The 22,038-nt window shown below is 61.8% G+C and carries 18 protein-coding genes; 8 read left to right on the top strand and 10 right to left on the bottom strand.

The annotated features are described in order from the left end of the window. Nucleotides 1-13 precede the first annotated feature (13 nt). The 3 genes from ACQY39_RS20875 to ACQY39_RS20865 form a co-directional block, all read right to left on the bottom strand. A complete protein-coding gene (locus ACQY39_RS20875; protein WP_428509503.1) occupies nt 14-838 on the bottom strand; it encodes a hypothetical protein in 825 nt (274 codons plus the stop codon). Between the two features lie 770 nt (nt 839-1,608). Continuing rightward, nucleotides 1,609-2,031 carry a hypothetical protein gene (locus tag ACQY39_RS20870; protein WP_428509501.1) on the bottom strand — a complete coding sequence of 141 codons (423 nt, stop codon included), beginning with the start codon at nt 2,029-2,031 and terminating at the stop codon, nt 1,609-1,611. Nucleotides 2,032-2,645: 614 nt separating this feature from the next. Further along, nucleotides 2,646-2,990 carry a helix-turn-helix domain-containing protein gene (locus tag ACQY39_RS20865; RefSeq protein ID WP_428509499.1) on the bottom strand — a complete coding sequence of 115 codons (345 nt, stop codon included), beginning with the start codon at nt 2,988-2,990 and terminating at the stop codon, nt 2,646-2,648. A 305-nt stretch (nt 2,991-3,295) separates the two neighbouring features. Here ACQY39_RS20865 and ACQY39_RS20860 point away from each other — a divergent pair, with 305 nt between their 5' ends. The 8 genes from ACQY39_RS20860 (at nt 3,296) to ACQY39_RS20825 (ending at nt 15,269) form a co-directional block, all read left to right on the top strand. Next, nucleotides 3,296-3,775: an RNA polymerase sigma factor gene (locus tag ACQY39_RS20860; protein ID WP_428509497.1), complete on the top strand. Its 480-nt coding sequence runs from the start codon at nt 3,296-3,298 to the stop codon at nt 3,773-3,775. 62 nt (nt 3,776-3,837) lie between these two features. After that, nucleotides 3,838-4,881 (top strand): FecR family protein, encoded by a 1,044-nt coding sequence (locus ACQY39_RS20855; protein ID WP_428509495.1) that lies wholly within the window; start codon nt 3,838-3,840, stop codon nt 4,879-4,881. Between the two features lie 1,364 nt (nt 4,882-6,245). Continuing rightward, the gene (locus tag ACQY39_RS20850) at nt 6,246-7,604 is read left to right on the top strand and encodes a hypothetical protein (protein WP_428509493.1); all 1,359 of its coding nucleotides are present in this window, start codon (nt 6,246-6,248) and stop codon (nt 7,602-7,604) included. Between the two features lie 529 nt (nt 7,605-8,133). Beyond that, nucleotides 8,134-10,062, top strand: coding sequence for an HAD family hydrolase (locus tag ACQY39_RS20845; RefSeq protein WP_428509491.1), 1,929 nt, complete (start codon nt 8,134-8,136; stop codon nt 10,060-10,062). A 30-nt stretch (nt 10,063-10,092) separates the two neighbouring features. Next, nucleotides 10,093-11,211 carry a phosphoribosyltransferase-like protein gene (locus ACQY39_RS20840; RefSeq protein WP_428509489.1) on the top strand — a complete coding sequence of 373 codons (1,119 nt, stop codon included), beginning with the start codon at nt 10,093-10,095 and terminating at the stop codon, nt 11,209-11,211. Then, a complete protein-coding gene (locus ACQY39_RS20835; protein WP_428509487.1) occupies nt 11,204-13,123 on the top strand; it encodes a hypothetical protein in 1,920 nt (639 codons plus the stop codon). Before ACQY39_RS20840 ends, ACQY39_RS20835 begins: the two co-directional genes overlap by 8 nt. A 3-nt stretch (nt 13,124-13,126) precedes the next feature. Next, a complete protein-coding gene (locus ACQY39_RS20830; protein ID WP_428509485.1) occupies nt 13,127-14,182 on the top strand; it encodes a hypothetical protein in 1,056 nt (351 codons plus the stop codon). A 22-nt stretch (nt 14,183-14,204) separates the two neighbouring features. Next, complete coding sequence (locus tag ACQY39_RS20825) at nt 14,205-15,269, top strand: hypothetical protein (protein WP_428509483.1); 1,065 nt, start codon at nt 14,205-14,207, stop codon at nt 15,267-15,269. Here ACQY39_RS20825 and ACQY39_RS20820 read toward each other — a convergent pair. The 7 genes from ACQY39_RS20820 to ACQY39_RS20790 form a co-directional block, all read right to left on the bottom strand. Continuing rightward, nucleotides 15,231-15,839 (bottom strand): NADAR family protein, encoded by a 609-nt coding sequence (locus ACQY39_RS20820; protein ID WP_428509481.1) that lies wholly within the window; start codon nt 15,837-15,839, stop codon nt 15,231-15,233. The genes ACQY39_RS20825 and ACQY39_RS20820 overlap by 39 nt on opposite strands. Then, entirely contained in the window at nt 15,836-16,084 is a 249-nt protein-coding gene (locus ACQY39_RS20815) for a hypothetical protein (protein WP_428509479.1), read from the bottom strand. Before ACQY39_RS20815 ends, ACQY39_RS20820 begins: the two co-directional genes overlap by 4 nt. 359 nt (nt 16,085-16,443) lie before the next feature. After that, nucleotides 16,444-17,892, bottom strand: coding sequence for a tyrosine-type recombinase/integrase (locus tag ACQY39_RS20810; protein WP_428509477.1), 1,449 nt, complete (start codon nt 17,890-17,892; stop codon nt 16,444-16,446). Between the two features lie 309 nt (nt 17,893-18,201). Next, nucleotides 18,202-18,930, bottom strand: coding sequence for an ABC-type transport auxiliary lipoprotein family protein (locus ACQY39_RS20805; RefSeq protein ID WP_428509475.1), 729 nt, complete (start codon nt 18,928-18,930; stop codon nt 18,202-18,204). Further along, on the bottom strand, nt 18,927-19,862 hold the full coding sequence (locus ACQY39_RS20800) for an MlaD family protein (RefSeq protein ID WP_428509473.1): 936 nt from the start codon (nt 19,860-19,862) through the stop codon (nt 18,927-18,929). The genes ACQY39_RS20805 and ACQY39_RS20800 overlap by 4 nt, the downstream gene beginning before the upstream one ends. 9 nt (nt 19,863-19,871) lie before the next feature. After that, the gene (locus ACQY39_RS20795) at nt 19,872-20,687 is read right to left on the bottom strand and encodes an ABC transporter ATP-binding protein (protein ID WP_428509471.1); all 816 of its coding nucleotides are present in this window, start codon (nt 20,685-20,687) and stop codon (nt 19,872-19,874) included. Next, entirely contained in the window at nt 20,687-21,847 is a 1,161-nt protein-coding gene (locus ACQY39_RS20790; RefSeq protein ID WP_428509469.1) for an MlaE family ABC transporter permease, read from the bottom strand. The genes ACQY39_RS20795 and ACQY39_RS20790 overlap by 1 nt, the downstream gene beginning before the upstream one ends. Nucleotides 21,848-22,038 lie beyond the last annotated feature (191 nt).

Here is a 22,038-nt window from a genome sequence, read left to right as displayed (position 1 = left end):
GTGCCGATCACGGCTAGCGAACGCTTGGCGCGGTCGTATCAACTTCAAATGGTGCGGACGCCGTCGAGCTGGCGGAATGCGGTGGTTCGGAAGTTTGGAGAGAGGGAGCCGATGCGGCGGTTCCCGTTTCACAACCAACGGCTTTCGTACGCCGCGAGAATTTGCCCTTCAGCGAAATATTGGCCGTGCCGGACGCAGAAAGGCTCACGTTCGCTACCGCCGAAGGCGAGATTTCGCATTGTGTGGAGCTCAAAGAGATGTGGGTCTCGTTAACCACTGGCGCGGCCGGTTCGGATGGCTTGTCAGGCGCCGAGAAGAGCCCGATGTAGCCAGCGAACGCCGGCACGACGACAAGGGCCATGAGGTTGAACGCCGTTGGCCCCTTATCAGCAAAGAACTCAGCAGCCAAGTTGCGCGCATGCCGATTAGGAAAACCGAGCAACTCGGTTGTCGCGTTCGCGAAGCGCTCCTTCTGCCGGACACGCCAAGGCACGAGGAAGTCTCTCTCCCCAAAGTATGAGAAGAACGCAATAGCCCACGCGGCCCACACCATCGATGACAGCGCAAGAAGCACCTTCGTGGTGTTATCGAGGCCCGTTCCTCCGAAGGCCATGGGCCAGGTCAACGGCGTGACGATCAACGCAAGCAGCGGGAGCGAGACTGGTGCGAAGTACGTCAGCACATACAGCGGACTGCGTCGCCAAATGGGCTTGTCGGGGCTTGCTGGAAACAAGGCGAGCGCAAGACCCGCCCTGATCACCTCGCTGCGCATATCGGGATACGTGCGCCAGGCAATGGACGGGTATCGGCACGTCCCGTGCATGGAGGCGTCAATCATGGCCTGCACGGCGGTGGGACTTTGGGCCCGCCAACTGTCCAGAGCTGGAAGCGTCGGGCCCGCTCTGGCTGGCCATCTCAGCAAAACAGCGACGATGGCACAAATCACGGCGCCCAGCGCGTAGAGTGCACCGCACCCTAGCGAACGGTCACCGCGCTCATCGGCAACCAAGTACAAGCCTACGGCTGGGATCAATGAGAATACGAGTGCAGCGCCAGCGCAGGGAATCCAAGCTTTTGCCCGAGACTTGGCCTCCCAGTAGGGAGAGCAAAGATGCCACCCTTCTTTGGTTTGCATCTTCGACATGGTGCGGTTCAAATGCTGCACGCGCAGAGCGAGCACCGTCAGCCAAATCGCGGCTACCGCAACAAGGGCAATCGCTGCTGGTCGTTCAATGGCCAACGGCATTGAGACGACAATGAATCCGATCGCTATCCAGATCCAGTAGGCAGGCGTCTCCGTAAGTCGGAGTCTGGAAGGCTCTCCGTCAGGCGGCGTCTGCTTCGCCGGCATCCCCACGATAAACATGGGGTGCTTCGTGACATAGGCAAGTAGTGATGCAACGGTGAGACGCACCCTTCTGATCCAACCATAACGGTTCAGGATGCTTGTCTGCTTCGCCACATTTCGAGCCTGCCTCCCTTGCGGCTCTTTCATCATTGGGCGGTCTAAGTTTAGGCGTCGTAAGTTGCGATTCCGCAACGCGGCGGCACCCCAGCCGCCCCCCTCCAGGACTCACGTCTGCGCGAGAGCCCTGGTCTATTCTTCTTTTATTGTTCCATCGGCGAGCGAGCACGTACGTCTCGCTCACGTGTATGGAAATTTCGGCCGTCCAAACGAGCTTCGTTCGAAGAATACGCAGGGGCGAACCCAACACTCGCAGCGCGTGCACTCGTGCGCTGAGCGCCGTCAAGATCACTCATTCGATTCATGAGGAATCGCATCCGAGATGACATGTCTTCATCCCGCGACTCTGCAGCGGACTCGAGTTCGAGCACGCGTTGCGTGAGATCCGCGATCGACTTGGCGAGTTGCTGGGTCTGCTCAGCTTGCTGGTCAAGCCGCTGATTGACACCGACTGAGAACACCTCGAGGCGCTCCTCCAGCCGACTCAACTGATCGTTCGTGTGGTCCTTGAGCACCTTAGTCAGCAACTCGACAAGCTGCTTGTTTTCTGGCCCAAATTCGTTCACATCTGCTCCCTGTGGGTTCCGCACCCTTTCGTGGCCGCGTCTCCTGCCTGCGATGTAGGCTGGTGCGTGACAAGGCCCGTAGCCTTACACACGCGATCGACGACAGTATTAGAGCTTGCCCGAAAAAACATCGAATTGTAACTCGGTAATACGTGAAAAATCGCCCGAATCAGGCCCTGTCCGGCGCCCCATGAAGCTCAGCAGCCCATGTCTGCTAGTAGCAACCCTCATTTGAGGCTAACCGCGCGAGAAGTCAAGTCCTATCACGGGAGTAGGGCCATCGCTTGCACATCGGCGTTGTACGCAGCCGACGTCCTCATTGTTGGCACGCGGCACGTCTGCCGCGCCGATAATGTCCGGACCCGCTGGGTTCTCGCACATCAGCTATTCCATGGTCCCGAACATCGGGAGGCATGACGCGTGTTGAAGAAGATCGCTGCCGCCGACCTCACGTGGGGAATGTTCATGCACGCCCTCGAAGCACCTTCAGCGCGCGGCGAAGCACTTCGCCTCATGTCGAATCATCCTCTGGCAACAGCAGTCACTGATAGCGCCATGGTCGAACGTCCGAGATCAGCCTGAAGCAGATGTCGGCGTCTGCCGTTCGGCTGGGCTCAACGTGCACCCTTGCGCGTCGCGCCTATCTCCTCGATGAGCAAACGAACTCGCCTCTGATCTCCTTTTGAGAGTTCCCCCCAACTCAACAACAAAGCGGCCAGGTCGTCATCCTCGCAATAGAGATAGGGAGTTGGCACATGTAGTGCCTTTGCCAGAAGCACTGCTGTGTCGAAGGGGGTCTCATGCACGCCCGTCTCGTACCGAGATATTCGGGTGCTGGCGGTTGCTTCGTCCAGGCCAATCTCAACACCGAGCCGATCCTGAGGAAGGCCGGAGCGCGTCCTGGCTTCGCGAAGGCGCCGGCCGAAGACTGTGGATGTGGGCTTGGATCGAGTAGACAAGTTGCGATATTCGTAGGATGCAATTGCACCGTCTCTACGAAATTCGTAGAATTACTTTGCAAGCGTGGGCGAAGCTCGGCGGCGTTTAGGTCAGAGAGCATCAGGCCGCGCTTGGAGATGGTTGAAAAGCTAGCCGGGCTGCTGACCGAAAGACTCGTCCTGCTCAGTTGGCACAGGCGCTGTTGCGCCAAGGGCTGCGGCTCAACATCTCTAGGTGCTTGAAGTCGACTCTGTCTGCCATTCGCGCAATTGATCCTGCTGCTGGCCTTGCGTCACCTGGTCATTGACTCTTGGAGGGATCTCCCATGCTCAAGAACCTACCCCCAGTCTTTTTCCGAATACGTGCCGCGCTGATGCGCAGCGGTCGTTCCTCGCATGACGCGGACGATCTTGTGCAGGAGGCTTGGGTTCGCCTGGCTTGCTATGAAGGTGAGCAGGTGGTTGCCAAGCCTGAGGCTTTCATGATGCGAACGGCTCTGAATCTGTCCATTGATGCTCACCGGTCTAGCGTCTGTCACGGTGAACAGCTGATGGTGGAGGATGTGGTCCTGCTGGACACCGCTCCAGGCACTGAGGCGATCGTGCTGGCTCGAGAGCGTATGGCGCGCTTGAGCCTTGGGTTAGGGCGCCTGACCGACAAGACCCGGGGCATTTTTCTATCCCATCGGGTCGATGGTTTGACCTACCAAGAGATTGCTCAGAATCGTGGCTTGAGCATCAGCACGGTGGAGAAGCATGTCGCCAAGGCCACCCTGCAGCTGACAAGCTGGATGGAAGGTTGGTAGTGGCGGCTGAGTTTGAGGGGGAGCAGGGCAGTCCGGGGCGTGTGGGAGGAGGACGAACCGAGGTGGCCGCTGAAGCCGGGGATCGGCCTCCTTCATCGGTGTCGCCGGACATCGCTGCTGAAGCTGCCGTGTGGATCGCCCGTTTGCATGGCCCCAGCCGTACGCCAGCAGTGGTGCGCGAGTGCATGGCCTGGCAGGCCCAGTCAACCGCGCATCGGCTTGCTTTTGAACGATGTACGGAGACATGGCAGGAGGTTGCGAATCTCAGTCTCAGTGCCTACGCCAACGCCTGGGGCAGTGTAAAAAGGTCTCCAGAGCAGCGCGTGAGAGTCGCCAGGCCTATGCAGTGGGCCTTGGCGGCACTGTTCCTGGTGCTGGCCTCCGTGCTGGTCTTGGCGCTGCAGCCATGGCAAACCGGAGAGGTGTACGCCACGGGAGTGGGGGAGCACCGGGTGGTGATGCTGGGGGATGGCAGTCGCATGTCTCTGAACACCGCCACGAAGGTCCGGGCAAGTTTGGGTTCGTCTCAGCGGCTCGTTGAAGTCGAGGCTGGAGAGGCTCTGTTCGAAGTGGCCAAGGACGCCACCCGCCCTTTCCTGGTGGCTGCGGGTGGGGCTGAGGTCAAAGCGACAGGAACCGCCTTTCTCGTTCGCTTGCAGTCGAGTAGTCAAGAGGTCAGCACGTCGCTTGAAGTGACCTTGATCGAGGGACAGGTTGTCTTGCGGCCTCAGGCAGGTCTTGTGGGCGTAGCGGCGGGGGCTGGTCCGGTCGTGATGATTGCTGGTGAGCGTGTGCACATTGATGGCGCAATGGCCGCGCCACGAACTTCTAAGGTGCGAGTTGATCGGCCAGGTCTGGACCGTGCCGTGGCCTGGACACGCGGTGAGGCCTCGTTTGACGATGTCGCCCTCAATGAGGCCGTGGCCGAGATGAACCGCTATAGCTCGAAGCCCATCGTGATGGTCTATGGCGACAGGCTCAAGGCGCTGCGAGTCAGTGGCCTGTTCAGGACCGGCGACAGTGCGAGCTTTGCGCGTGCGGTGGGGGCGCTGCATGGCTTGGACGTCAAAGAGCAATCTGATCGTTTGGAGCTGGCGCCCCGTTGAAGGGCAGCTGCGACAGCGGCAGGGCAGGGGAGAGGCGGCCCGCTCCCGTGTCAGCGGGTGGGGGCTTCAATGCATTCATGCGGTGCATGAACGCGCCCCCGTGCCGGACAGGCCTTCGGCCAGACCGACACTGCTGACACCCGCCACGCCCGATGCCGGGCCGCCGGAGCCCGTTAGGCCGACATGTTGTCGCGCCTGAGGCGTCACTCGTGCACTGGGCTCAAAAAAGGTTTGGGTACGGTCCGGATATGGTCCGCTTTTGGTCCGGATACGGTTCGCTTACGGTCCGGTTTTGGTCCGGATATGGTCCGGATATGGTCCGGTTTCGGTTCACATCTGTCTGGTTGCTGCCGTTTGGCCAGCGACTAGGCTCACCGCGTGCTCGGAAAGTTAGGAATCGTCGGTGATTTGGGCCTGAATTTCAGCGCCTAGCCACACCTTTGAAGACCAAGAACAGTAGAAAAGCTGAGTGCAGGATAGGCGCGGCGCCAGCATTTGGAAGCCAGACATTTGTGCTGTACCGGCGGCGTGGCAGCAATGTCGAAAAGACGAGAAATCTCGCGAAGAGCGTGACGGTTGCGCTCCTTACGCACGACAGTGTGACGCCTGATCGTATAAACAAAGACTGTCAGCAGAAAACAAAGATTGTCATATCTTTGGCAGAAAGGTCGAGCAAGGCTTGAAGGCTTAGAGCCAGCCGAATGGCGTTGATAGCCAATCTGAATAGGCTGAAGACGGCTCCGGGTCGTCAGCGTCAGTTCGGGTCGGCGGTTGGCAGTCTGTCAGGCGGAGCCTGATTGCGCCACACGCTGTCTGCGGCCCCTTTTCCTGGTGCAGCCGACGTTGGTGCGTGTTTCGTGGTCGCGGGCCCAATGGCAGCTTGATCGCGGTCAGCGTGCACTCGATCTCCGGCGGCGAGCAGCAGCAACGGCTGCATACCAGAATTCCATCTAATTTCGGCATTAGGCTGATTGCGGAGGTTAGCCAACGTCAGCTTTGCGCCGGCTCAGCGCAGGGAGGCGAATCTAATGGGCTGCGTACCACCCCGACGTCCATCCGGAGTTCATGCGTGTAGATCGTGGTTGTAGTGCAAGCGTGGGGCCATCACGCCCCCTGCCGGCGGGCGCACGCCGGTGAAGCCGAAGGTGCGACCACGGACCGGACGCTGACCCGAGTGGCTAGCTGTAATCCCCATGCGTCAATGAAGCTGCTGGCAGATGAGCGGCGCGACGGCGCAAAACGTCTTTTATTCAAGTCGGGTACCGCTGGTCCTCAGCCCCAAAGGAGCTGCCCGAGGGAAACAACCTATTTCCGTACCATCCCCTCAAGGTGAAAGTTGGCGAAACAACTTGAGGGAGAAGACGATGAGCAGAGAAAACCTGCCGTGCATGAACGGCAGCCGCGTAACGTTGCTGGCTGCGCTTCTGCTTTCGCCAGTCGTGGCTCTTGCCGCAGAACCAGCGCCGACGGTCGCTGCAAGCGCCAAAGACATTGCAGCGCTAAAGGCCCGTGTCTTCGACATCAAGAAGGCATACTTCCGCGCAGACGAAGTCGTGCCAGCAGACAAGAGCTCGCTTCGTCAGGAAATGCAGCGTCTATTCAAGTCCTTCGAATGCCCGCTGCCACAGCGTGTGCTGGACAAGATAAAGAACACAAATCCCGACGGCTTTATCCCTCCGGACCTGGACGCCAAACTGTTCCCTGACCCGGCCATCCTTCCGAAATACACGGCGGTGAAGGGTCAGGCAGCAGCTGCAGCGCTCGCCTCGATCCAGTTTCCAAAGACGGACGGTGGCAGCATAGTCAGCGCTCGCTTGAAGAGTGCTAGCCAATATGCGACGTTGAATCCACTCGCTCTTGTAGATAAAAGTTCAGACGCAGTTGTCTACACGATGGACTGCTCCGGTTATCTGACATCCACCTTCAATCTGGAGGTTAGTCTGGGGGCGGCAGACTTGAAGTCCTTCGCTAAAGGGCTGGTGAACGGGTCAAGAAGCGTCTCCGTTGCTCAGGCAACGGTCACTTCTCCGGTGATAGCTGCGCTGTACCCGCTCACCGTCCCCACAAAAATTCGACCGAGTGCTCGGGAGAAGTTGGAACTGCTTCACGCAGCGATTGCTGAAATCGACCTCGTTCGCCCCTCGGCGCCTGATGCGATGCAGATTGATGTCCTGCGAGAGCTCCGCTTGCTGTGGGCTTCAAACAAGGGGAAGTCCTCGGCGCAAGGCGAAGCTCGAGTTGAAAGTGGCGGTGGCGGTGGCATTGGCGTTGCGAGCGTCAAGGCTACCGCTGATGCGGGAGGCACCATCTCCCGTGAAATGGCGTTCGAATCTTTTGAGACGTATCTGATCGAAGACGCAGCACTCCAGCCGCAGACAAGTACAACCTACGCTGTACTGCGCGCCGAGGTAGTGCGCACAGTCGCGGACTCCGCGACTTCGGCGCCGGACTCTCTGAACGCAGGATGGGTTAAGGACCATTTCGAAGCATCGTTTCGAGACCTCACTGATACCGTGTGTGGCCTCGCCTGGAAGCCAGAGACGACCACCAATGGAGGGGTGTCCACGCGCTGGGACAAGGATGCGAACATTTGCGTCTTTTCATTCAAGCCGTCAGGAACCTGGACGAGCGCAGGCTCGGTGACGTTGAAGGCGAATGGATTGCAGCCTCGTCTCCCCGGCCTTCCACTTGCTATCGAGATGCCGTTAACAGGCAAGCCATAAGCGGGGATCTCCGACCCACTAGCAACTCAGCATAACCGTTGCGTTTAGAGGTGGCGATGAGTCCGCGTCTAGAGACCGAGTTTGAGGGCTTGTTCAACTAAGAACGAGAGGTGCAAATGGCCAGCGCGAAACTTGAAGTACATGTGACCCAGTACGCGGTCGGGTAGGGCGGATTTATGATCGGACGCGTCCTACGCCGAGACGCCATCGGGTCGCGCGAATTCACCTACGGGCATTGTGCCCTGGGTCAGCGACCTGTCCTCACTTCATTCGTAAAACCCGCACGCTTCCATGCGTCCATCTGGCCGGGCCTGCGTGACGTGCACACCCCCAAAAGGACGCGTGCGCGCGACATGTCCTGGTCTCAAAGCCTGCGCCACCCTGTAAGCGGTGTTAACGTCGAGGAATAATCGAAAAACACAGCTGGCGGCTGACGTCACTGCGGTGTCGGACCTGGGACACTTCGCCCATGGCAAGGCCTTGGCTTCGACAATGCGGTAACGCAATAGCTTGGCAGCAGGGAGCGCCTTTGGGTAAACCGTACTCGGACGAGCTGGATGGCTTCGCCCACACCTTTCAGTGGGCCGGCCAGCAGCCGGTCGATCAACTGCGTCGTTTCCTCAGCCGATGGAGTGGCGAGCACGTGGCCGTCGTTGGCTCGGGCGGCTCGTACTCGGCGGCGCTTGTTGTAGCCCTGTTCCGCGAGCTTGCTCACCATTCGCCCACCTCGGCGGTCACCCCGCTCGAGTTCGATGCCTTGCTGCAGCGGCTCTCGCCACGCGCGCTGCTGCTGTCGGCCGAGGGCAAGAACCGGGATGTGCTCGCCGCGGCCCAGGCTGCGCAGGCCGCCGACCTCAGCAGCGCCGCACTAACACTCACCACGTCGAACCCGCTACTTGAGTTTGCCGCCGCGCATGCCTCGCTGCGCGCCTTCGCATTCCAGATGGACTGGGGCAAGGACGGCTATCTGGCGACGAATTCCCTGCTGGCCACCAGCACGCTGGCCTACCGCGTGTTCTTCGGCCAAAGCGATTTCATGCTGCAGCTCGGGCCGCTGTTCCATCCGGAGCGGCTTGGCGCACGCCGCAAACACTTCAATTCCTGGGCGGGGCTCGAGCGCGCGCGCCAGTCCGGTCTACTGGTCCTGTTTTCGGCCCAGGCCAAGCCCTTCGCGATGGACTTGGAGTCGAAGTTTGCTGAGGCCGCGCTCGGCCATGTGCAGCTGGCCGACTTGCGCCAATTCGCCCATGGCCGGCATCTGCAGCTCGCGTCCCAGACTCCGATGGCGGTGATCCTGGCGACGTCAGTTGAGGAAGCTCCGCTTGCTGCGGCCACGGCTCAGTTGCTGCCGTCCACCGTGCAGCAGTGGACGATCGAGCTCGATGGCCAGCGCGAACAAGACACGGCGATCGCGGGCCTGATCGACGCCATGTTCTTGACCGACGCGTTTGCGAAGGCTGCCGGCATTGATCCCGGCCAGCCGGAGGTGCCGGCGTTCGGCCGAGCCATCCACGCCATCGAATCGGCGTCGCTTCTGCGATCCTCACCTAAGGTGCAGAGCAGGCTAGAACTCGCGGCGCGTCGCAAGGAAGCACCGCAGGTCCGGGGCGAGCGGGCGGCGAAGCCCGGTGTCGTGGCGGCCGCAGCCGACTATGCAGACGGCCTGACCAGGGCAGAGATTAAGGCGATCGTTTGTGACTTCGATGGCACCTTGTGCCGGGCCGAGAACCGCTTCGACCTGATGGCTGCCGAACACGCTGAGCAGGTTTCTTCATTGCTCCGCCAGGGCATGGTGCTTGCCATCGCGACTGGTCGAGGGAACTCTCTGTACGATGACTTGCGCAAAAGCTTCGACCCGGAGTTGCACGGCGCAATCACCGTGGGCTATTACAGTGGGTCGCTGATTGCCCGACTGGACGAAGGTTTTGAGCAACCACCTGCGAACGCAGCCTTCCAGGATTTGTTGGACTGGCTCCAAAAATCGGTGTACCACCAGCACTGCAAGCCTTTGTCGGATCTGGCTCGTGGCGGCCAGCTCAGCATCCGCCTGGACAGCGCTCATGAATGCACCCGCTTGCTCGCGGCACTCCAGCACTGGCTCGAGCGCAATGGCTTGCGCGGCTGGCGAGCCTTTAGCTCCGGGCACTCCATTGACATCCTGGATGCCGACACATCAAAACGAAAGGTCGTTGCTCACATCGCTGCTCGGTGCCAGATCGACCCGAACACCGAGATCCTGCGCTTGGGCGACGCTGGCCATGAGGGCGGCAACGACTACGAGTTGCTGAGTGAAGGCCTGAGCCTGAGCTGCGAGCGCGTATCGGTCGACCTGACCGCGTGCTGGAACTTCGGCGCGTCAGGCAGCAACCAGGTCGATGTGACCAGCGCCTATTTGCGCGGTCTCTCGCGCCACGACGGCGCGTTTCGCTTGCTGCCGGCAGCCCTGTTCGGCGCGTAGAACCATCCTCCTTCCGATCCTGAACACCACATGAAGCACGAGACGGCCTTCAAGTACATCGGCGAGCAGCTTGACTGGACGGATGCAGACTTCGCGAAGGAGTTCCGCGAGTTGCAGTTGATGATCGACCACAAGTACGACGGTTACCAGGGCTTTCAGCCGGGCACGCGGTTCCATGTCAACCTGCTTAACTGGCTCAGCCAATTCTCGACCACAGCGGAGAAGAAGGCCGCCTACCAGTTTGTTAAGGAACGGCTGGCCTATGTGAGCCAGCGTGAGATGCACCACCTCGTCAGCCTCATGATGCCCATCGTCGAGCGCAACGCGCATCACCGCGTGGCCAAGGAAATGCAGATTCCGCTGTACAGGACTTACATCGAGCAGGCCGCCATTGACCGGGTTGCGCAATTGCTGCGGCGCACGCTCTACGTCGGCCTGAGTGACGGCGCACGCATCGACGTTTTCCGACGCTACAACGAGGGCAAGGTCTCCAACGAGCAGGTTGTCGCGTTCAGCGAGATCACCACGGACAAGTGGAAGGACCTTCAAGGCGAACTCAAGGAGAGTTTGCTTGAGATGGGCATGGACCGGGCTGCCGTGGATGCGAACGCAACCTTCGAGGCTATCTGCCTTGTCGACGATTTCTCCGGCTCGGGATCCTCTCTCCTGCGGCACGACGCGACAAAGGGCTGGAGCGGAAAGATCAAAAAGTTCTACAAGTCCAGTGCGGAACGGTTGGGCGAATTTCTGTCTGCGGACTGCGTGATGCATATCCACCATCACCTTGCTTCTGACCAAGCGCGGAGCCAGATCGAGAAGGACCTGAAGGCTTTCGAGCCCGATTACTCGCTGTTCCACTTCAGCACGTCTTTCTCGTACGTTCTGCCTCCTGACGTGGTGATCGACGACCAATGTGCGGACACTGCCCTGACGACGCTGATCAAGGCTTACTACGACAACGGCATTGAAGACAAGCACACCAAGAAGGACATCTGGTACGGCTACAAGCAGTGCGGCCTTCCGCTTGTGCTGGAACACAACACGCCTAACAACTCGATCGCGCTTCTGTGGGCCGAATCAAAACAAGACGCGTCGCTGCGAATGAAGCCGCTTTTCGCGCGTCGCAAGAGGCACTCAAGCCATGGATAACCCCTTCAAGAAGCGCCGTACGGAATTAATCACCGACCGGCGCACGCTGCTCGCTCTCGTCAGCTCCGTCCCTTTCGAGGAGTTTTTCGAGCCCGAGAAGAAGCAGCTTCTAGAGAAGCTAACGTTGGTCGTGGGCACGCCCGGCTGCGGCAAGACGACGATCGCCCAGGTCGTCGAATTCGAGTCGCTCTACAACCTATGCCTGGACACAGCCAGCCCGATCAACCGCGATCTTGTGGATGTGCTTACGGGCCATGAATTGATTAGGGATGGTCTGCCGGCCATCCTCGGGCACCGCCTGCCGATGTCGACCAATTTTCGCGACATCTGGGAGCTACCTTATTCCGACCAAACGCGGCTGGCCTTGCTGCGCGCCTTCTTGCAGTCGAAGGCGGTCCTGGGCTGGTTCAATCAGCTGGACGTGATGGGCGTCTCGTTGGAGCATGTCGAGATCGTGATGGGCGCCAACTCGGAGTCCGTGTTCACGACAACGGGGGCTGATCGCGCGGAGACATTCCGAGAGTACGCGCGCGGCATCGAGCTGGCCATCTTCCGAATCGTGACCTCACTGGTGCCGCCGGAAGAGAAGGACATGGCAGAGAACTTCCTGAACACGAGCTACGACGTGTTCGAAGTGCTCCGCGGCTTCCGGGTTCGTCGTTGGCCCGGATCGCTCGATGCGCCCATCGATGCCGATGTCGTTCTGCGCCCGATGATCATCGTTGATGACGCGCACGAGCTGCATCCGACGCAATTCACGCAGTTGCGGGACTGGCTGAAGACCAAAGCCATGGGGATTTCGCGCTGGCTTATGTGTCGCCCTGATATCGTCTCGGCCGACGATTACCGTGAGGCCTTGGCCAAAGATGTCATCGCTGAAGAGGACATGCAGCCAGGGTCCATCCGCGATCGTGACTACATCATGAAGCTGATGCAGTTGGGGACCGCGAGGCGCTTCAAGCATGTGGCGACGGACATCGCGAGCCGCTACATAGCAAGCATCCCCGAGTTCCGCCGGCGTGGCATCTCGGACCTCAAGCCCCTGCTGAATCAGGCCGCTGCGGCTGAACTTGCTCCTGGGGTCTATCGACAGCTCGAAGAGAAGGTCGACAAGCTCGCGCAGGACGCACGCTTTTCGAGGACGCTGGTGGAATCCCTGCATGCACGCGTTCGCGAAGACGCTCTGGCGGATGAGTCACTGGCGGCGCTTCGGATTCTCATCTATCGAGAGAAGAACAAGACTCCTCAGATCGACCTGCTGGGCGACGACGAATTGCTGGACGAGCCAGCCTCTGATGACAAGAAGGTCAATTCCACGGTGCTGGAGGGTGCGCGCGTGCAACTGATGCACGAGTTCGAGCGACCGTACTACTTCGGTATGGACAAGCTCATCGCGGCCAGCAACTCGAACATTGAGCAGTTCGTTCGCTTGGCTGGCACTCTCGTCGACGAATTGCTGGCACGCGTCATCCGCAACCGCGAACCCTACCTGGCACCGAAAGCGCAGCACATCGCACTGGTTGGTCAAGCCAAGCAGGCAATGGCTGACTGGGACTACCCTTACAACGGCATTGTCCGCGCGCTGGTCAAAGAGATTGCCACGCAGTGCCTGGCCAAGACCTTGCAAGGGAATGCACCGCTCGGCGCAGGTGCCAATGCCATCGGAATTCCACAGGAGGAGATGGATGCGGTTTTGCAGCGCGATGGTCGCTTGGCTCGTGTGCTTCACTTTGCGTTCGCCTACAACGCCCTAGTGTTCGTGCCCGGTTACCGTTGCAAGGGCAAGGTCTGGTGCCTGCTGGAGTTGGGCGCTCTACCGAACCTCGCGTATGGGCTCACGCTCAACCGCGGTGGCTTCATCGAGAGTACGCTGCGGAGGCTGCAGGCAATGGTGCCAGGGGAGGGGGCGTAGCCGATGAAACATATCGTCAGCCAGGGCGAGGACTGCGCCCAGTTTTTCAGCGACTACATCACGGCGGATCGCAAGGTGCTCTGCATCGCGACGCTGGGTTTCAATGACATCTGCCTGCACTTTCCCCTGGCGTTGGCTGGTTTCGCGGAGGTGGACTTCCTGTTCCTCGTGGAGGACCGGCCCGAGGTGTCGGAGATCTTGCGTGCCGCAGCCGCCCGCAACCGGGACGTATTGATGGCGGCGCTCGCCCAGCGGAAGGTGGCCTTCGAAACGATCGAGATCGTGGCTTCCGACGACACGGCGAATGTGGCTGGCAGGCGGGCCGCCCAGGCTTGTAGGAAGTCCCTGGGGGAGACTTATACGGACGTGTTCGTCGACGCCAGCTCGATGTCCCGCGGGGTTTGTTTTCCGGTGGTGAAGTACGTCTTCGAGCAATCGAAGAAGGCCGGTCAGCCTAGCGCGCACGTACTGACTGCTGGCCGCAACCGCTCAACGATCAAGGCGCAGTCGACCTCGAGCGACTCACCACAGTTCGTTCACGGCTTCCAGGGTGTCATGGATACATCCAAGATGGACAAGGCCATCAAGCTCTGGATCCCGCAACTGTCGGAAAATGCGGCCACGTCACTAAGCCGTATCCAGGGCAAACTTGCTCCAGACGAGACATGCCCCATTCTTCCCTTCCCGTCCTGGGACCCACGCCGCGGCGACAAGCTCCTGAAGGAGTTCCAGGGGCCCTTCCTGGACGACTGGAACGTCACCCTGCTAGACGTCATCTACGCACACGAATCGAATCCGATGGACGTCTGCGCCACGATCATGCGGATCCATCGCAGCCGCACGGACGCGCTCTCTGCTTCCTGCAAGGTGCCGTCGGTCACAGTATTGTCGCCCTCGGGCTCCAGGATCGGCAGCGTGGGAATGTTGCTGGCAGCGATGGAACAGGATTTGCCCATCATGTACGAGGAAAGCATCGGGTATTACTCCGCGTTGTTTTCCGTGCCCGACCTCTCGCAGAATCCACCCGAACACCTTTGGCACATTTGGCTTCGCCCATAGACACCCAGCCGAGATCCCGCACGTGAGGAACGCAGCTCTCTCCATCGCCGGTACGGGTTTGTTTGCGCTCGATGTGATCGTTCGGCTGGATGGCTCGAAGGCTACGCCAAGCCTCGGCGGATCGGCTGGCAATGTGCTGTCGATCCTGGGCGCCCTGGGCTGGGGAACCTCGCCGGTGGGCGTGCTGGGCGACGACCTCGCAGGTCACGCCATCCGACGCGATTTCGAGCGCGTGGGCGCCGACATGCGGCTGCTGCAGCGCTCCATGGCTCGTTGCACACCGGTGATCTTCCAGCACCAACTCGACAGGCAAGCAGCCGAGGATGACGCGACCCATCGCTTTACCTTTGCCTGCCCGAACTGTGGCGGCCGGCGCCGCCCATACTGGGACGACGATCCCGAGTTCGCGGACGTGCGAGCCCATCTGCCGCCCGCGAGCGTCTTCTACCTGGACCGGCCGACCCGACTCGGTGTGGCGGTCGCTGAGCAGTACGCATCTCATGGCGCGGTCGTGGTTTTCGAGCCGTCGGCTGTGGGCGGGGACGTGGACCTGTTCGTGAGAGCTGCGCGTGCCGCTCACGTCGTCAAATATGCGGATGAGCGGCTCGGAGATCTGGGTGCCTATCACCTGCGCCCCGATGGCATCGAGATCCAAACCCGCGGTTCGCATGGCCTGCGGTTCCGCGCTGGAACGGTGGATCGGTCGTGGACCTACTTGCCGGCCTTCCGGCTGCCGTTCATCCACGACACCGCCGGTGCTGGGGACTGGTGTACTGCTGGCATGGTGCATGAACTATTCGGCGCCGCCGCCGGTGCGCGACTCATCGATCGCGATGCGATCGAGCATGCGCTCGCGTTTGGCCAGGTGCTTTCGACGCTGAACTGCATGACGGAAGGGGCTCGCGGTCTGCTGGCCACCTGGTCTCCCGACCAGATCGTTCGGGCCGGCCGCTCCGTCGCGCAAGCGCGCACGGGGCCAGGCCTGTTCGTTGATCAGACCTTCCGCAGCTTCGCGCACGACGTCGGTCGGACGTCGTCGACGGCCGCCCTACGCGGAGACGGCTTCGGCTGCTGCTCGACGCTTTGACCGAGGCGCTGCGCTGTCGGCCACGGTCGCCTTAGCCGCGCGACTCTTTGTCGGTGCTTTGGGTTCGGCCTTGCGCTTGGTCCTGACGGGCGCTGCGGCCGCCACGAGTTCGGCGCGTACTTCCATCAGCAGCTCGCCCAGCTTGTTCTTGCCGACGCCGTTGACCTCGCCCCAGAGGCGATTCACGGCGTTGTCGACAGTAGCGGACTCCACCAGGCGCGCCGTGCCGGTGCTCAGGAGTAGCTCCTTCAGGTCTTCATGCTGCGTGAACTTGGCCTGCAACACGCGCTTCATCCGATCGAACTTGATCTTCGACCAGTCGGAGTTGATGTCCCAGACGTAGAGCCCATGGGCGGCCATGGCCAGCAGCGCGGGGGAGGGGGCTTCCATCAGCCATTTCCGAACCGCGGGCTTGCGGGCCTTACCGGCCTGGTAAGCGTGCTCGGAGGTCGTGAACTTCTCGTCCTCGAACTCGATCTCGCGCCGGTATAGATTACTGAAAGCGCCGTACGGCTTTTCGCTGGCGCGATAGAAGCGCACCTCTGTCGGATCGGTCTTAATCTTGGTCATTTCTGCTTCTCCTGGGCCTCGTTGGCACTGGTGGGATCCTGCGGTGCTGCTTCTCGCCAAAGCTCCAGCACCTTTGTCGCGTCGTCCTCCTTCAAGGCGGACATCAAATTGAGCAGCCCATTCATCCCCATGGGCGAGGTCGCGCCGCGCATCCATTCGGACATGGTCCGCTCACTGGTGCCGGCGATGTCCGCAAGATCGCGATAGGTCAGACGGCGGTCCTGAGAGACCTGGAGCCGTCGCATGATCTGACCTAGCGTTTCCTGTAGTTGAGACACAATAATTAGTTTGTATAGAAGACTTGTTTGTATCATAAACACAGAAATCTGTGCATTTGTGGCGAATTTCCAGTTGTTGGCCCTGGGGCGTGAGCGCCAATCGCGGATTGACCCATTTGCCGTAGTTCTGCCGACCGCCGACTGACCCCGCGAGCAACGTTGCTTGATGCTGCTGCTCGGTTAACGACGTCGGTTGGTAGGGACAATCGAAAGTTGGCGTCTCGGGTCAATTTGTCGTCGGCGCCAACAGCGGAGCAGACAAAGGAGAGCACCCGGACGGCAATAGCTGCTGAGGCGTCGCCTTTGTTGGCTCCTCGACCTGGGCTCTAGGGACTAACCGTCCCGCCCTCGTCTTCGATGGCCAAAATGTTCTTGAGGCGATCTCCGAGCTTGGTCCAAGCCGTTCGCTTCTCTTCTGCGTAGTCGTGATGCATGTAGTGCCTGCGCACACGGCTGCCTGCGAGCACATGGTTCTGGCAGCGGTCAATGATGTCGGGAAGAACGCCAAGGGCCTGCATCATGGTCGCGGCTGTACGGCGCAAGTCATGTGGCGTCCATTCACCCTTGGTGCCCTTGGCCAGAACGAGGCTGTTGTCATTCCGCCTGTTCTTCAATGGGCCACTGCGGTTCTTGAACTGTGTTTGCCGGTCACCAATCTGCTTGGAGACACTCTTGACGCAGACATGCTGAGCCGGTGCTTCTCCTTTTGCGGTCCGTGCTGGAAAGCAGTACGGACTGTCGCCCGTCAGTTCTTTCAGTGCCTTGAACTGTGTGCACGCGAAGTCGGAGAGGTAGACGCGCCAGTCGACGCTGGTCTTGGTATTGTCTGCAGGCACAAACCATTCGCGAGCATCTAGGTTGATGTGCTCCCATCGGGCCATCAGCAATTCTCCGATGCGGCAGGCGGTGCTGATGCAGATCCAAAGTGCGAGCTGGCTCTCTTTTTTGAGCGGGCGGGCGGTACCGTATTTCTGGCCAGCGGGCTGAGCCGCATAGACGGCCTCCATGCCTTTGAGGATGTCACGTAACTCCCTTAGTTCCTCGGCTGACAGAACTCGCTCGCGCGGTTTGTCGATGGCAGAGCCGGGAGGGAGAATCTTCTCGATCTCCAGCAGCTCAGCGGGGTTTCCGTCGGACATCAGGCCGCGCCACGGTTTGCGCTTTTCGGCCCAGGCGAACATCTGGACAATGTCGTTGTAAGTGCGAACGGTCTGGCGATGCACGCCGCGTTTCACCATTTGACGAAGCAGGGCGCGCAGGTCGTGCTCGGTGACCTCGCGAATGGGCTTGGCACCAATGCTGGGCAAGACATCTTTCTCGAAGCTGCGGCGAATCTCTGCGTTACCGTCTGCGCGCGCAACGCCATCGCGTAGCCATGACTCATACATTGCACGCACAGGTTGGTCTTCTGCGTCTTTGCGCGCCACTTCCGCGAGCACAGCTTCGACTTGCGCTTGCGCTTCAATCTTTGACGCTCGTTTGGCATCGGTTGGTCTAACGCCGGATCTCACCAGAGACCGGGCGTCATCGCGCTCCGTTCGTATGGCCTCTAACGTGTTCATCGGCCAGGTGCCGCAATAGTGCCAACTCACCTTGCCCTCCCACTTGAAGGCAAAGCGGAAAGCGACGGACACGTTCCCGTCCAAGGACGTTCTTACTTCGCCGCTGAGACCATCTCCGTCGCTCAACGTGTCACCTTTCCATGCGGCGGGAGCAGCCTGGAGTTCTTTTACCGACCAGCGGCGACCTTTGCCTTGGCGAGGGTAGCGAGTCATTTCGATAGCCTCCAATGGGTAAACCCATGGGTAAACCGGAACGCGGATTTTGGCGAACCGCGTTGCACGTCGTAAAATGAACTATCGGCTATAAATCGTTGATTTACAAGAGAATTGTTCGTCCAGGGGCGTCCAGAGAAATTCGGGGAATTTCGTGTTTAATAGGATGGGGTGCAAGGGGTAGTGAGTTCGAATCCCACCGTTCCGACCATCAGTAAGAAGAGAAATCAAGGACCTGGAAGCGAGAGCATCCAGGTCCTTTTTCCTATGTACACACGAATGGCAGGGCTGCGCGCTCGCTTGCAGGCCCTATGGCATGTTGTGGCGCGCTCTTGAGGGCGCAATCTGCGCCTGCAATTGCACCTGTTCCCTGCAGAAAGCTGTCACCGCCTCCAGCCACTGCTGCGTGGCGGCTTGCGCTGCGACAGCGCCGGCCACTGGGTCGTCGCGGGCGGCTGGCACCACGATGTCGAATTCACGCTCGGCCAGGGCTTGGCGCGAGATGCCGTCCAGCAGCAGCACCCGCACACTCAGGCGGACCCGGCTGGGCCGCTGGGTGAAGTCCTGGTGCAAGCGCAGCAATTCGGTCTGCAGCCGCCAGCGGGTCGGCGCGGCCGCCGCGGCGGCCAGCACGATGCGAAAGCTGCCGCCTTGCTGCAAGGCGCGCGGCAGCAAGGGGCTCAGCATCTGCGCGGGCGGCGCCACCCATTCATGGAAGGCAAATGCCTCCAGCTCTAGTGGCCGGCGCAGATAGAGCATGCGCGTGCTGTCGTAGCCGGCGGCGGCGCGCGGCAGGTCGACCGTGAGGTCCGCGGCGCCCGGGACAGCTCTGTAGGTGGTGGCTGCCGCTGAACCGCCGTCCAGGCTGAAGCGTGCCGGCAGTGGATCTGGCTTGGGCAGCAGGCTGCCGGAGCAGGCTGGCAAGAGGAGGGATGCGGTGGCGAGCAAGGCCCATAGGCCGCAGCGAGGCCGCCACAGGCTCCCTGCCGTCTCGACCGTGGCCAAGCTGTGCTTGAACTTGCGCTGCTGCGTGTTCACGGTGCCTGTTCTCCCGGGCCCGGCTGAGGTTTGGGCTTGCCCATCAGCAGGCTGTTGGGGCTGACGGCGGTCTGCTCGCTGAGCTGGCGCAGGGCGCCGGCCAGCTGCTGCAGTTCGGCCATCAGCCGGGCCAGCTCGGGCAAGGTCTGCCCGTCGATCTGGCGTAAACCTTGGGTGGCGGCTTCGGCCGTCTCGCCGGCGCGGGCGCTGGCCGAAGCGGCCAGCTCGGCCATGCGTTCGACGGCTTGCGCGCTGCTGGCGATGCGGTCCAGCACCGGCTGCAGCTGCTCGCCGGCGCGGGCCGTCAGCGCCGCCGTGCGCGCGGCATCGGCCAGCGCGGCCTTGATCACCGCCTGCTGGCCGGCCAGCGCGTGCGCCAGAGCGGCGACATCGACCAGGGTCGATTTGAGGGCCGCTCGGTTCTCGGCATCGAAGAGCGCGTTGAGGTTGTTCGACACCCGGTCGACATTGTTCAGCACCGAGCTCAGCACATTCTCCAAGCGCGCGCCCAGCGAGGGCTTGAAAGGGATCATGGGCGCCAGGCCGTCGGCGCCGGCGCGCAGTGCCGGTGAAGCGGCGCTGCCGCCGCTGAGTTCGACGTAGGCAATGCCGGTCAGGCCCTGGGTCTTCAGCACGGCCACGCTGTCGCGCTTGACCGGCGTGCCTTGGTGGACCAGGAAGTGCAGGCGCACCAGCTCCGAGTTGTGCGGGTCGATGCCGATGCGATCGACCTTGCCCACGTCCACGCCCAGATACTTGACCGGCGCGTCGATGCTCAGGCCGGCCACAGATTCCGCGATCACCGCCTGGTAGGGGTCCATCTTCTCGCGCGTGCCCAGGCCCGAGGCCAGCCACAGCACGCCGGCCACCAGCAGCGCGCCCAGCAGCAGCACAAAGGCACCGACGCGTGCGTAGTTGAGCTTGTCATCCATGGCAGCGCTTCATGGGGCCTGCTCGGACGTGGCCGAGTTCTTCTGCGCGGCCGCGTTCTGAGCGTCTGAGCGCCGGTCGTCGAAATAGGCTGCGACGATGGGCAGTGGACTTTTGGAAAGCTCGTCCATGCTGCCCAGGGCCAGCACCCGGCCCTCGCCGAGCACGGCCACCCGGTCGCAGACCTGCCAGAGCAGATCCAGATCGTGGCTGACGATGACCACGGTCGGGCCGAACAAGGCCTGGGTGCGCAGGATCAAGTCGTTCACGCCGCTGGCGCTTTCCGGGTCCAGGCCCGACGTGGGCTCGTCGAGGAAGAGCAGTTCAGGGTCCAGGGCGATGGCACGGGCCAGCGCGGCGCGCTTGAGCATGCCGCCGCTGAGCTCGCTCGGCCGCTTCGCTCCGGCGTCGGCCGGCAGGCCGGTCAGTGCAAGTTTCCAGCTGGCGATGCGGGCTATCAGCGCGGGCTCGAGCGCCGAGTGCTCCCGCAAGGGCAGGGCCACGTTCTCATGCACCGTCAGCGCGCCGAAGAGCCCACCGCGCTGGAACATCATGCCCCAGCGTTTGCGCAAGGCCAGGCCTTGCGCCGCATCGAGGCCGGCGAGCTCCTGGCCGAACACCCGCACCTGGCCTGCGCTGGGCTTCTGCAGGCCGACCATCTCGCGCAAGAGCACAGACTTGCCGGAGCCGCTGCCCCCGGCCAAGCCGAGGACCTCGCCGCGCCGCACGCTCAGGTCCAGGCCCTCGTGCACGCTGTGGCTGCCGAAGCGGGTGCTGATCTGCTTGAGCTCGATCACGGGGGCGTCAGCGGCGGCCGTCGTCATCATCACAGCTCCAGCATATTGAAGACCACCGAGAACAAGGCATCGGCGACGATGACCAGGAAGATCGCCTGGACCACGGCCAGCGTGGTTTGCCGCCCCACACTGTCGGCGCTGCCCTGGGTGCGAAAGCCTTGGAAGCAGCCGATCGCGGCAATGATCAGGGCAAAGACCAGGGACTTGCCCAGGCCCAGCAGCAGGGCCGAGCCCTGCATCACCCGGCTGAACCGTTCAGCGAACTCGGTGTAGCCGATGTCCAGGCGCCAACGCGCCATGACCATGCCGCCGAACACGCCGGTGATATCTGCAAACACGGTCAGCAAGGGCAGGGCCAGGCTCAGGGCGAGGATCTTGGGCAGCACCAGGCGCTGCAGGGGGTCGATGCCCAGGGTGCGCAGGGCATCGACCTCCTCGGCCACCACCATGGTGCCGATCTGCGCGGCATAGGCGGAGCCCGAGCGGCCGGCAATGATGATGGCGCTGATCAGCGGCGCGAATTCGCGCAGCATGGCGTAGCCGACCAGCTCGACGACAAAGACGCTGGCGCCGTAATGCCGGAGCTGATCGGCGCCCTGGTAGGCCACCACCACACCGAGCAGAAAGGAGGTCAGGCCGATGATGGGCAGGGCGTCGTAGCCGCCAATCTGGACCTCATGGCCGATGGCGCGAAGGCGCCAGAGCCGCCGGTGGGGCAGGGCGCGGCAGGCCGCGTGACTGAGCTCGCCAACAAAGTGCAGGAAGGCCTGTGCCTGTCGACCCATGGCGACCGCGGCCTTGCCCACGCGCTGCAGCCGGCTGCCGTCCGGTGGGCTGGCGAGCTGCGCTTCCTCGCGCGCCAGGACTTCCTTCATCAAAGCCAAGGCTTGTGGCTGCCAGCCCTGCAGCGCCGGCTTTGCGCTGCCCAACCAGGCGCGCAGCACCCAGGCACCGGCCGAGTCCAGGGCTCGCAGGGCTGTGGCATCGAGCGCGCGCGCCGGGCTGCTGGCCTCGGGCAAGGCCTGCGTCGGCAAGCGCAGACCCAGGCCGGCCAGCGTCCAGTGGCCGCTCAGCGCCCAGCTATCGGCGGAGCCTGCCTCCAGCGCCAGATCGGGCCGCAGCAGCGCCGGGTCGGTGCCGCTGACGCTCGGCTGAGTCTCCGCCGGGGCGGGCGGTTTGCTTGCATCCATATCAGAGTGACATGGCCCGACCGCACCTCGTTCGCTGTTGCGGAAGAGTTCGGCTTGTCGCGCTGGGGCAGGCCGAGCGCAGCGGCGCAGTCGTGTTCATGCAGAGCCCTGAAGTTTGAGGTTCCGCCTCACGGTAGTGCCGGCGCGCTGCCGGGTCTGTGCGCTATCGGACCGATCCGGCCGGCCGCTGG

Source organism: Roseateles sp., assembly GCF_965262435.1.
Lineage (GTDB): Bacteria > Pseudomonadota > Gammaproteobacteria > Burkholderiales > Burkholderiaceae_C > Paucibacter_A.
This window is presented reverse-complemented; position numbering and strand designations above follow the sequence as displayed.

What these genes read in the sequence shown, in the direction of transcription:
- ACQY39_RS20875 (WP_428509503.1), bottom strand. Translation starts at nt 838, where the DNA reads ATGATTGACGCCTCCATGCACGGGACGTGCCGATACCCGTCCATTGCC.
- ACQY39_RS20860 (WP_428509497.1), top strand. Translation starts at nt 3,296, where the DNA reads ATGCTCAAGAACCTACCCCCAGTCTTTTTCCGAATACGTGCCGCGCTG.
- ACQY39_RS20850 (WP_428509493.1), top strand. Translation starts at nt 6,246, where the DNA reads ATGAGCAGAGAAAACCTGCCGTGCATGAACGGCAGCCGCGTAACGTTG.
- ACQY39_RS20840 (WP_428509489.1), top strand. Translation starts at nt 10,093, where the DNA reads ATGAAGCACGAGACGGCCTTCAAGTACATCGGCGAGCAGCTTGACTGG.
- ACQY39_RS20835 (WP_428509487.1), top strand. Translation starts at nt 11,204, where the DNA reads ATGGATAACCCCTTCAAGAAGCGCCGTACGGAATTAATCACCGACCGG.
- ACQY39_RS20830 (WP_428509485.1), top strand. Translation starts at nt 13,127, where the DNA reads ATGAAACATATCGTCAGCCAGGGCGAGGACTGCGCCCAGTTTTTCAGC.
- ACQY39_RS20820 (WP_428509481.1), bottom strand. Translation starts at nt 15,839, where the DNA reads ATGACCAAGATTAAGACCGATCCGACAGAGGTGCGCTTCTATCGCGCC.
- ACQY39_RS20815 (WP_428509479.1), bottom strand. Translation starts at nt 16,084, where the DNA reads ATGCGACGGCTCCAGGTCTCTCAGGACCGCCGTCTGACCTATCGCGAT.
- ACQY39_RS20810 (WP_428509477.1), bottom strand. Translation starts at nt 17,892, where the DNA reads ATGACTCGCTACCCTCGCCAAGGCAAAGGTCGCCGCTGGTCGGTAAAA.
- ACQY39_RS20800 (WP_428509473.1), bottom strand. Translation starts at nt 19,862, where the DNA reads ATGGATGACAAGCTCAACTACGCACGCGTCGGTGCCTTTGTGCTGCTG.
- ACQY39_RS20795 (WP_428509471.1), bottom strand. Translation starts at nt 20,687, where the DNA reads ATGATGACGACGGCCGCCGCTGACGCCCCCGTGATCGAGCTCAAGCAG.
- ACQY39_RS20790 (WP_428509469.1), bottom strand. Translation starts at nt 21,847, where the DNA reads ATGGATGCAAGCAAACCGCCCGCCCCGGCGGAGACTCAGCCGAGCGTC.